The following is a 12,104-nucleotide window of genomic DNA, read 5'->3' on the forward strand; positions in this document are numbered from 1 at the left end:
AATTATGTTGCCGGCCACAGTTACGGCGAAGTGACCGCCCTCTATGCTGCCGGCGCAATAGCGGATTTTGAAGATTTCATAACGATCTCCAGGAAACGCGGAGAGTTGATGAGTGCAGCAGCATCAACTTTTTCGAGAAGTATGCCTGTTCCAAATCCCATGACCCCTTCGGGAGCCATGACAGCGGTTTTTGCATCCCAGAGTGTCGTTGAGAAGATACTTTTATCCGGTGATCTCGATCTCTCCATCGCCAATATCAACGCACCTGAACAGATCGTGATTTCAGGCTGTGTCAAAGAGATTGAAAAAGCGGAAAAGATTCTTGATGAACAATCAATCAACTACAGGCGACTGCCGGTATCTGCCGCATTTCATTCAAAGCAAATCCATGACAGCGTTCGCCATTTTGATGCCTTTTTACGGGCAACAGCGTTTCATCCCCCCGGCATTCCTGTGTCATCCAATGCAACCGGCACTCTCTATCCGGATGATCCCGATGCCATCAGAGAGGCTCTAACTGCCCAGTTGACCTCTCCCGTCCGTTTTATGGAACAGATCGAGAATCTGTATCGACTCGGGGTTCGTGTTTTTATTGAAGTGGGGCCCCACACTGTCCTGTCAAAGCTGATCGATGAGTGCCTTGCTGAAAGGGCGTATTCTACCGTCTCTTTGGATAGAAAAGGGAAAAACGGCGTTGCTTCATTCCTGAATGCCATGGCCATGTTGTCCTCTTTGGGCATTGAAGTGGCCTACGGTAATTTGATCAAAGGATTTATGGATGAAACCCCTGAACCCAAAAAATATTCCCCTGTCACGTTAAAAATCAACGGCAGCCTTCTGACAAGGCAAAGATTGAATCCCGAAGGGGTGCCCACGGCAGCGCCCAAATTACAGCCTGCCGAAGAAGCGCTTCATTCTGTCGAAATATCCACTGAAACGAGAAGTGCAAAGTATGGAGTTGATGAAGAAATCTCAAAAGAAGAAAGTTCAAATCAACAAATCCCAAACAAAGAAAATCCAAACAAAGAAATCTCAAATAAAGAAATCCCAAACAAAGGAATCTCAAAAGAAAAAATTCCAAAAGAGGATCTGCCAACAAATATGAATAGCACTGCTTCCATCAAAGACCAGAATCTGAATGGAAAATCTCTTATCCAAAGCGCTCCTGCTTCGGATTCAAACTGGTTATTTGCCATATTCGAATTGCAAAAAAAGGCTGCTGAAGCCCAGGATACTTTCCAAAAGACGTTGACAGAGAGTCATGTGGCATTTCTCGAATCATCGGAAGAGATTTTCAGGATGCTCTCTGGTGGTGGACATCCGTCATGTATCACAAAATCAGGCACGACATACACATCGGATGAATTCAGTAGAGCAAATATATCAATTAAATCAGACGCATCAGATATATCACAAACGAGTCAATTATCTGATATATCGGCTGATTTCAAAAATATTCCGATCGAAACAAATTCTGAAAAAACGGAAAAACCTTCAGGGATACCGAATTCTGAAATGGAAACCGTCACTGCATCAGCCAAAACAAAAACCATGGATAAACCTGATTTAAAAGAAATATTGATCGACATTGTTTCTGAAAAAACCGGCTATCCGCCGGAAATGTTGGATTTGGATATGGAGCTGGAATCGGATTTGGGCATCGACTCCATCAAGCGGGTCGAGATACTGGCAGCGTTGAAGGAAAAACTCCCTGAACTGGGAGATGCCAATGTCTCTCATGTGGCTTCATTGAAAACTTTGCGGGAGATTCTTGCCTTTTCTGCCAGGGCAAACGAAATCAATTCCGTCAATAAAACCGAAACTGATTTTACCCGTACACCCAAAAGTGATCCTATCGATATTAATGCAACTGAAACACCTTTATCAAAGCAACATGGATCCCATGTCCCTATTGATGGATCCCATGTTCCTATTGAAGGTGATCAGCGTTTGTGTTTTCGGCACATTGTGGTCAACAAAGCCCTTCATTCAAAATCGGAAACCAACAGCCACGCAAAGCCGGAAACAAAGATAGATCAATTAAGATCAGAAACGAAAAATTCAACCCTCCCATCCGGCACCCTTTACATCATTGCAGACAAAAAAGGCATCGCCGCCATCCTTGCCCGGCAGTTAGGGAAAATCCATCCGGATGTCCAGGTGATAAAGGATGTGCATTTGCTGAAAGCGCTTCCAGCGAGTACTGGGAATATCATTTTCATGAAAGGGCTGGAGCTGACTCACGACAGCGACTTTGAAACCTGTGAAAGATATCTGAAGGACGCTTTTGACGCTGCCCGTTTATGCGGCCGGAACAATCATGAAAAGCCTGGTCTCTTTGTCACGATTCAGGATTCTGGCGGTGATTTTGGATTATGCAATCATCTGAGGGAGGGCGTAGATTTGGGAATGGCCACTCATTTAGGGAACAATGCCTGGGCCATGGGCTTTAGTGGACTTGTCAAATCCTGTGCCAGAGAGTGGCCAAATGCCTGTGTCAAAGCCATTGATATCAACTGCGGCGATATCTCTTATGAAGAAACGGCAAAACGGTTATTCCATGAGATCGTTTACGAAGATTGTAATCTGGTTGAAATCGGCATCCGTGCCGACGGTGCAAGATCGACACTTGAGGTAATCCATTCCGAATCAATTGAGAGAAATCATTTTTTCAATGAAAACGATGTGGTGGTGGTCACCGGTGGTGCCAGAGGCATCACCGCAGCCTGTATGCTGGCACTGTCACAGCACTGCCAATTGAGGATTGCCATATTGGGAAGAACAATCCTGGAGGATGAACCGCTTGAACTCTCTGAATGCCTGACAGAAGCGGAGTTAAAACAGGCATTGTATCGGCAAAACAGTGAAAACAGTCAATCAGATCATAAATCCCTGCCCGCAAAAATTGGTCGAATGGCAAAATCCATTCTGGCCATCCGGGAAGTACGGAAAAACATTGCCGCACTTGAAGAAAAGGGTTCCGATGTTCTCTATTACTCCGTGGATATCAGCGAAGAACAAGAGGTGAAAAGAGTGATCGATGATATCCGAAACCAGTGGGGAGGCATTCAGGGCATTATCCACGGTGCCGGTGTTATTGCCGATACATTGATTCATGAAAAAACCGATGAACAGTATGAACGGGTTATGAATACCAAAATCCGGGGTCTGAGGGCTTTATTGTCTGCCACCAAAACCGATGAATTGACACATCTTTGCTGTTTTTCTTCCATTGCCGCCCGATTTGGCAACAGCGGCCAAACCGATTATGCCATGGCAAATGAAGTGCTCAACAAGGTCTGCCGCAGGGAATATGTCAGACGAGGTGGAAAGTGCCTTGTAAAGTCCATCAACTGGGGTCCCTGGGAGGGCGGTATGGTGACACCTTTCCTCAAATCCCAATTTGAAGCCAGAGGCATCCCCTTGATTTCGCTGGAAGAAGGAACCCGGAGATTTGTGGAAGAGATGGGCTGCAGGGATGAACATTCCGTTGAAGTCGTCATCGGAAGTTTTGACAGTGGCATGGGAAACCTGGAAAATGAAATGGAACATCTGAAAAGCGAAACCGGAAAGCTGGAGAACGCTTCATGAGTCAATTTGAAAAAATCGCTATCATCGGATCGGGTTGTATTGTGCCGGGATGTACGTCCTGCAAAGCGTTGAGCGATATGGTATTCGATAATAAGGTGGCAGTCTCTGCACCATCCGAGGGATATTGGCGGATTCATCCTGACAAGATAACGGCCGGTAACACAAAAACTCTAAAGTGCGATCAGGCATTGAGCTGCCAGGGAGGGTATATTCCTGATCAATACGACCTGAACTGGCTGACCGGAGAAAAAATGGGTTCTGTCCCTCTGGAGGGGCTGGATCCGCTGTTCCGAGCCTGTTTTTATGCCGCCCACCAGGCATTGGAAGATGCCGGCGTCCTTGATGACAGCCCGCTTTTAAAAAAATCGGGGCTGATCATGGGCAATCTACTCTATCCCACCCAAGCTTTTTGTGGATACGCAGAAGCGTTTTATCTTGAGGCTGCGGGTTTAAAAAAATCAGATTCTGTAAAAATATCCAATCCCTTCAACCGTTTTTCATCAGGGCTGCCCGCCATGCTGACGGCAAGGCTTTTCGGGATGGAAGGCAGAGCCTTTTCTCTTGATGCGGCCTGTGCCTCCAGCCTCTATGCCATCAAGCTTTCCTGTGATCTTCTTCATCGTCAGGAAGCGGATATGATGCTTTCCGGTGCCGTCTGTTTTACAGATCCCCTATATACCCATATCGGATTCAGCCAGATTCGGGCCATGAGTCCCTCTGGTCGGAGCAGACCTTTCAACATCCATGCAGACGGGGTGATACCGGGTCAAGGAGCGGCTTTTGTGCTGCTCAAACGATTGGATGACGCCATTGCCGCCAATGATAATATTTTGGGCGTCATATCCGGTATCGGTCTTTCCAACGACGGAAGAACCAGCGGTTTCCTCTCTCCGTCCAGTCGTGACCAGGTGCGCTGCATCAAAGCGGCCTATGATCACTCCGGAGTCGATCCCTCGGAGGTGGGTTATATCGAATGCCATGCCACCGGAACGCCCGTTGGTGACCGTGTCGAAATCAAGAGTATGACGGAATTTTTCCACAGTGGCAGAAAGATCCCCATCGGCTCTTTGAAAGCCAATGTGGGGCATCTCATCACCGCATCCGGTGCGGCAGGAATCATCAAGGTATTGGAAATGTTCAAACAAAACCAGATTCCTGCAACGCCCAATGCACATCCGGTCTTACCGGAAATTGAACGCTCGGACTTCTATGTCCCGGAAGAGAATGAAGCGTGGCCTGCCTGTAACGGTCGAAGGATTGCGGCCATCAGCAGTTTTGGTTTTGGAGGCAACAATGCCCATCTTGTCATGGAACAGTGGCAGGGTGTTACAGTTTCGTTCCAGAAAACGGAAAGAGAAAGAGAGGCTTCAAACATTGAGAAACAAAGAGACCCATCAGAAAAAGAAACAAAAGCTCTGAAAATTGCCGTTGTGGGGCTGGGCGTTAAAACCAGCCAATCTAAAAATGCTGATGAACTGGCAGAAAGCGTATTAAACCAACATGGCCGGAGCCCAGCCGTCCCCGAACATGGAAATGATGTATCCATTTCCACGGTAAAAGGCCATCAAAAAGACAGGCAAGAGGTCATGATTGACACGCTATCCTTTGCCCCTGGAGAGGTTGCATTTCCGCCAAAGGATATCGAAAAAACTTTAGGCCAGCAGTTGCTGGTACTCAAGGCGACGCTGGATGCCATGGCAATGATCAATCCTCCAGATGCCGTCAGGACAGGTGTCTTTATCGGTATGGAGGTGGATTCGGAGATCACACGGGCACGGTTTCGCTGGGCTTTTGATGAGATTCTTAGGGAGTTGGCTCTCCCTATATCCATAAGTGATGTCAAGCTTGAGGAATTACGAAATCAAATTGCCATGCCCACCGATTCAGCGAGTTTCACCGGGTCTCTATCCAATATCGTCGCCAATCGTATCAACAGCCAGTATGATTTGAAATCAGCGGGTTTTGTTGTGGCAGGGGAAGAGTTATCCGGAGATTATGCCCTTGAAGTGGCTGTCAACGCTCTCAAGGCCGGTCAAATTGACACGGCCATTGTTGGAGCCGTGGATATCTGCAATGAGATGGTACACAAAGAGAGCGTAAAACAGACCCTTGGCATCCAGACACCGCCCTTGGATGCAGGGCTTGTTCTGATTCTGAAGCGGGAAGCAGATGCCGTGAAATCAGGGGATCGGATACTTTGCACCATTGATTCCATTCAATTTGGAGAAGGGTTGATCCACCCATCGGTGGATTTCCAATTGGGAAATCGAAATGGAAATGAATGTGGAAATGAACATGACCATGAAAATGAACATGGCGTCCGTTCCGTCACCCTCAATCATGGAAATAATGTATCCATTCCCACGGTAAATTTGGATATGAAATTTCTTCTCGGTTATTCCCATGCCGCATCGGGTATGTTGAATATCATGGCTGCCGTCATGATGTTGGCAAAGCAGCGCTACCTCGATCTTGATGGTCGATGGGTCGATGGCTCCCGGTCTGCCAAAGGCACTGAAGGCATTCTTAAAACTGAAGTGCGCAATAAGAGCTTCCAGGGAGGATGGATATCCACGCGACTTTCTAGCAGTCTGAAAGCGGAACCTGTCACATCTTTCATGAAAAGCCCTCAAGGCGGTCAACAACACCTGTCCCGCAAACCGTTGAAATACCCGATTCATGTCAAGCCAATGGATTCTATCCTCTCTAACTTGAAAGATAGTGGGAATGAAAATGAAAATATGAATGCGATTCCGCCGCAGTTGAAAGCAAGTGAGAATGAGAGTAAGAGTAAGAATGATGTAAAAACACTCCCAATCCCCCCTTCCGCCCATGAGTTGTATGGGAATGCCCCATTCATCTCAAAATCGACAGGCACAAATGAACCGTCAAAACCCGAAGGTCAAACAGAAGCCAATCCAAGAACAGCAACCAATCCAAGCAATTCAGGCGATGACTCTGCCCCCCAGACGGCTTTTCTGGCCGCTTATGATAATCTTTTGCAGGTTCACAAAAGTCATCTCCGTCTAAAAGAGGAAGCCCACAGAAGGTATATGGAGCTTCTTTCAGGAATGCAGCGTCAAATATACGCCCGTTTTTCAGAAACATCCCAGAATCTCACTGAGAATTTAACTGAGAATCTCACTGAAAATTTATCTGAAAAATCCAATGAAAAACCCGCTACGTCTTCCCCTGATAAAAAAAACGAGAAACAACTCGAAATGGAATCAAAGGGGGATGCAGTTTGGGAAACACCCCATGGCCTGACGTTGGACAGACTTCAGTTGGAAAAACTGGCAACGGGAAAGATTTCAGAAGTGCTGGGAGATGCCTTTGAACCCCAGGATCAATTCAGAATCCAGGTTCGAATGCCGGCCCCGCCTCTGCTTCTTTGTGACAGGGTATTGGGCATAAAGGGCAAGCCACTGAGCATGGGCAAAGGCAGGATCTGGACGGAGACCGTGGTTCGGGAGAACGACTGGTTCCTCTATAACGGCAGGATGCCGGCCGGTATTTTTATGGAAGCAGGACAGGCCGATCTGCTGCTTGTTTCCTGGCTGGGCATTGATATGCACAACAAAGGCCGGCGGGTGTACCGCCTTTTGGGTTGTGAGGTGACCTTCCACGGGGCGTTGCCCAAGCCTAACGATGTGTTGCGTTTCCAGATCACCGCTGACGGCTTTGCCAGCCATGGGGATGTGCGGCTTTTCTTTTTCCATTATGACTGCTGGGTCAATGGCCGCTTGGCAATGAGCATGAGAAACGGCCAGGCAGGTTTCTTCACCTATGAAGAGCTGAAACAATCCGCAGGGATCATTTGGGGTAAAGGTGAAATTCCGATCTTCAAGATCAAACGCCCCTTGAGCAGTGTTAAGAATCAGGAAAAAGGCGAAGTTACATCCTTTGACAATTCAGTAGCACAAAATCTGTCATTCAGATGCACCAAACGGTCGTTTTCCAAAGAAGAGATCATGGCATATAAAGCCGGGGATTTCAGCCGGTGCTTTGGGAGCAGGTTTGAAAATGTGGCAAAAAAAGCCGACCTTCCAGGATATCTGACAGGGAACAATCTTCTATTTGATGAAGTGACTGAGCTGGAGCCTTTGGGTGGAGTAGGCAACAGCGGCATCATAAGGGCAAAGATGAATGTCTTGCCGAATTTGTGGTTTTTCCCCGGGCATTTTCTCCATGACAACTGTATGCCCGGAACCCTCATGGCCGAAGCGTGCCTGCAAATCATGGCTTTCTATATGAATGCGTCAGGGCATACAATGGGAAAAGAAAGATGGTATTTTTCGCCGGTCAGAGAGCAAAAGAGTGCCTTTTCCTGCCGCGGTCAGGTCACCCCGGCATCAAGGGAAGTGTTCTACACGATCTATATTGATGAGATCATACTGGAACCCTTTCCTACGCTGTTTGTCCATGCAGTGGGCAGTGTGGATGGTCTCGATGCCCTGTATTGTAGCCGTCTGGGACTTCAGTTGTTGCCGGACGATGAAAAGGTTGAAGCGTCACATGCCGATATCTCTATCTCCGCTCTGGATACGCTTCTTCATGCGGATGAATGGTGCATTTCTCTAAAAGAGGAACCATGGATAAAGGATCACTGTCCCACCTATTGCATTCCCACACTGCCTCTGACCTATGAACTGGATATGATGGTCGATGCCGTTCTGACCCGCTATCCCGGGAAAAAGGCGGTAAGAATCGACAAACTGGAAACCACCCGCTGGATGGCTTTCCACTCCGATGTGTTGAAAGGGCGGACATGTGTGCGACAGTTTGCAAAAAATGCCTTTGATGTCTCTTTAGAAGCAGAAGAGAGGACGGATTTGCAGCCTCAATACATCAAGGTGGTTTCCTGCAAGGTGACCATTGCTGATGAATATCCGGTAGCCGGAATAGTTCAAATTGACGGAATAGCTCAAATTGACGGAATAGCTCAGATTGACGGAATAGCTCAGATTGACGGAATAGCTCAAATTGACGGAATAGCTCAGATTGACGGAATAGCTCAGATTGATGGAATAGCTCAGATTGATGGAACAGAGAATCTCACGCAACGGCGGTTTCCTTATGAAAAGGATAAAACGGAGCTGATACATCGACAATTGCCTTGTGAAAATATCATAACAGATCTGACCCCACGCCAGTTGCCCTATAAAGATGGCATCATGTTCCACGGTGAATCCCTACAGTTGATGACTCGCTGGCATCTCGGCAAAAACGGGGCGACATGTGACATCGATGCCCATTCCAGAGGCGTTCCATACAGCCGAATTCACCCCGGGGTACTTGATGCATCCCTTCATGCAATCCCCCACGATGAGATGGGACTCTGGGATGAGCGTATCCCACCCAGCATGATCTGCTATCCCATTAAAATTGAGAATATGAGGCTTTATCGTGATTTTCCCAGAGGCGGAACCGTCCATGCGGTGATCAAACTGGATAAAATTGTGGAACAGAGCCTTTCCTATGTCGATTTTGCCTTCTTTCATGAAAAGGAATTGATCTCTTCATTCAAGTTGATGGAGTTTATTCTGCCAAAAGGGCGGCTGATCTTCTCACCGCCGTTGCAGCGAAGGGAATTTCTGTTGTACCGAAATTATGTCCCCAATATGGCGTTATCACGATTCAGTGAGGACGGGCTTGAGATCTTTTATGAAGATATCCGGGAAGCGGACTACCTGAAGGGATCTGTGGCAAATACCTATCAAATCCATGGTAACCTGGAAGAGATGGCTCAGGCTCAGCAGGTGGTCATGAAAGATCTGGCAGCTTCCAGGCTCTGTATTCATCCCGGGGATGTTGTTTTTGATGATAGGTACCCTGACAGATGTCTCAATACACCATACAATGATTTTTTTATCACAAGCACAACAGGGGATAGATCGGTCAGGGCATCTCTGTCGGAACCGGAAGTGATTGATATCTGGAAAATCAAAAGCAGATGGATCGGTATGAACGGCAATATTTCGCCGGTGATGTTGGACATGGGTCTCTCATTTATCCACAAATATCTTCGCCGATTCATCGTTAAGGATCCCCAAATATTGATGCGGTTCACAGGAAAACCCATGATCTACCTCGCCAACCATCAGACCGGGGTGGAGTCCTTTCTCTTTTTGTTCATGATCCATCTTCTTCAACAAACCCCCATCCGGGTCGTGGCAAAAAAAGAGCATCAGCAAACCCTCATGGGCAAGCTTCTCAGCTTTGGTGCAGATGAATATCACGAAGACGCTCCCATTCAGATGATCTTTTTAAACAGGGAAAATCAGATGGATATGCTCCACGCATTCCAGGAACTGGAAAGTGAGATGAGAGAAAACCCCTTCTCACTTCTGGTTCATGTGGAAGGCACCCGAAGTACGGTGGCTGGAAAAAAGAGTGAAAAGCTGAGTTCCGTTCTGGTGGATCTGGCAATGAATCTGAATATGCCCATTGTACCGGTTCGTTTCTATGGCGGACTGCCAGTGGAAGTGCCGGTGGAAGAGACGCAAAATAAATTTGAATTCCCCGTAAACCAGGGAATGCAGGATATCTATGTGGGCAAGCCCATGGAAATATCCGAATTGAAGCAGTTAAATTATGCCGAGCGCATCCGGAGGATTCTCGATAGGATGAACACGTTGGGAGCTCCCTTTGAACAGGAAGTTCCCCTTCCTCCGGATGTAGAGTTTGGAAGAGCAGTTATGGACAGTATGAAGAACATGGGTTTGGGAAAAATTCCGGCAACGCTTCTGTGTGCATTGAAAGCCAGCCCAGAGATTTTTGAAGAGACCAGAGAATTTCTGAAAACCTTGATGGAAAAAGGATTCAATACAACGAATCAAGAGATCGGCATGCCATATGATACCCTGTTTAATGAAATTTCATGAAGTGGACACAGACAGGGGAGAGGTAATCCTGTGTGATTGCGCTGTTGCAGGGCAGACATACAGGTCTGCCCTGCAAAAATGGCTGACAATATAATCAAGCTCAGGCTTTAGGCATCTTTCATTTATCGGTTTACACTTTTTTTGAACCATGATTTTCTTGATTACAGGATTACCTTGATTATAATCATGTTAATCCTGTAATCCTTTTAATCATGGTTCAAAATTTTCAGAAAAGTGTAAACTACTTTTGAGTCGATATGAAAGATGTCAGGCTTTAAAGGAAAAGCATCATATCAGAGCATCTGTTTTTCTTCCAGTTGCAAAGATGTTTTTTCTCCCATTGCAAAGAATACAGAGATCGGACGTCCCTGAACAGTCACTTGTGTTATAAATTTCATGTTTTCAGATGCTCCAATATCCATTGCCAACGGTTGATTCACGGCAACCAATGTCTCTGGAGAAAGTCCGGTTAAGGTAGCTGCAACCCGTTTGGCCGCTTTTGCGATCTTCTGATTCTTATTAATACGATTGGTGTCTTTTTTTTGTGCAGGATTCACAGGAATCCCGAGTAAATTAAATATCATTGTTATTTCTCTCTTTATATCTTGTAAAGATAAGGTCAGAAATTACTGTCTCATTATCCCCCGATCCATTCCTGGAGAAGGGATTTAGGATAGATCACCGAGCAGATGCTTTGAGACCGTACCTCAATGATGGCAACATAAAATGCAACAGAGTTAAAGGCCCGAAATAAAAGCGTATAACTTTGGTGCAGAATCCTTGATCAACGATCAAAAAAACGAAAAGATAAAATGTGATCGATAAAGTGTGATGGGATCGTAAAAAGCCGGAAATACCAAAAAAAATATGAATAATTTCAGCGATTTATGACTGAAAAAATTCTGAGAGGCGGACTTTTTACAGGTTCATCAAGTGTTGTCAAGCATCAACAAGATTCAACAGAGAAATGACTGATTTAAAATAGAGATCTGACGACCGGCAGGAAGAACTGCGGAAAGAATAACGAAATGAGAAACTTGAAATTTTGTGGGGGTGTGAAGCGGAACTGCCCAAGTGAAAAAGAGTGTCTGACAGTATCCACCCAAATTTTGATGGGGCAACCTGTGCAGAGCACCAGGGTGGCCCAAACGAATTGAAACGCATGGATTGCAGGTTGACGCGGTGCAAGGAATGTAGGGATTGTCGGCAGTATTGTCTTCATGAACCTGTATGGCGGTTCTATCCTGTAAAAAAATAACGGAGCGGTCGCTCTTGCACACCCATTGCGTTTGGCTGGGGCCGGATGCGCAGGCTCCGCCACACGAAAAGAGCGTAAAAAGTAATACCGCCAAATATATTTTTATTACAGCATTCTTCATGACAATCCCGATTATTCGGCCCCATGCTTGGGCTTCAATCAACAAATCAATTGGGTTTCAATTAGCCAATGAAACTAAAAAGGAACTCCATTTGTACAAAAAATAAAGCTGTCTTTTTACACTATGAATGATAGACCTGTCAATCCTTTTTTAATTTTTTTTACCGTGGAAATGGATACAATTTGCCATATTCGGGGGTGGCTGGATGGCAGCCATGCCCGTTTACCGTGAAAATGACTATCATTTTTAT

Annotated in this window: 3 protein-coding genes; 2 read left to right on the top strand and 1 reads right to left on the bottom strand. The window is 46.2% G+C overall.

The window, feature by feature from the left end:
• A partial coding sequence (locus MTBBW1_RS28580; RefSeq protein ID WP_186441550.1) for an SDR family NAD(P)-dependent oxidoreductase occupies positions 1 to 3,591 on the top strand: 3,591 nt, incomplete at its 5' end.
• Positions 3,588 to 10,475 carry a beta-ketoacyl synthase N-terminal-like domain-containing protein gene (locus MTBBW1_RS20050; RefSeq protein ID WP_080806455.1) on the top strand — a complete coding sequence of 2,296 codons (6,888 nt, stop codon included), beginning with the start codon at positions 3,588 to 3,590 and terminating at the stop codon, positions 10,473 to 10,475. The genes MTBBW1_RS28580 and MTBBW1_RS20050, both read left to right, overlap by 4 nt.
• Positions 10,476 to 10,768: 293 nt before the next feature.
• On the opposite strand, the gene MTBBW1_RS20055 is transcribed toward MTBBW1_RS20050, so the two are convergent.
• The gene (locus MTBBW1_RS20055; protein ID WP_080806457.1) at positions 10,769 to 11,059 is read right to left on the bottom strand and encodes a hypothetical protein; all 291 of its coding nucleotides are present in this window, start codon (positions 11,057 to 11,059) and stop codon (positions 10,769 to 10,771) included.
• Positions 11,060 to 12,104 lie beyond the last annotated feature (1,045 nt).

It is taken from the genome of Desulfamplus magnetovallimortis, assembly GCF_900170035.1.
Lineage (GTDB): Bacteria > Desulfobacterota > Desulfobacteria > Desulfobacterales > Desulfobacteraceae > Desulfamplus > Desulfamplus magnetovallimortis.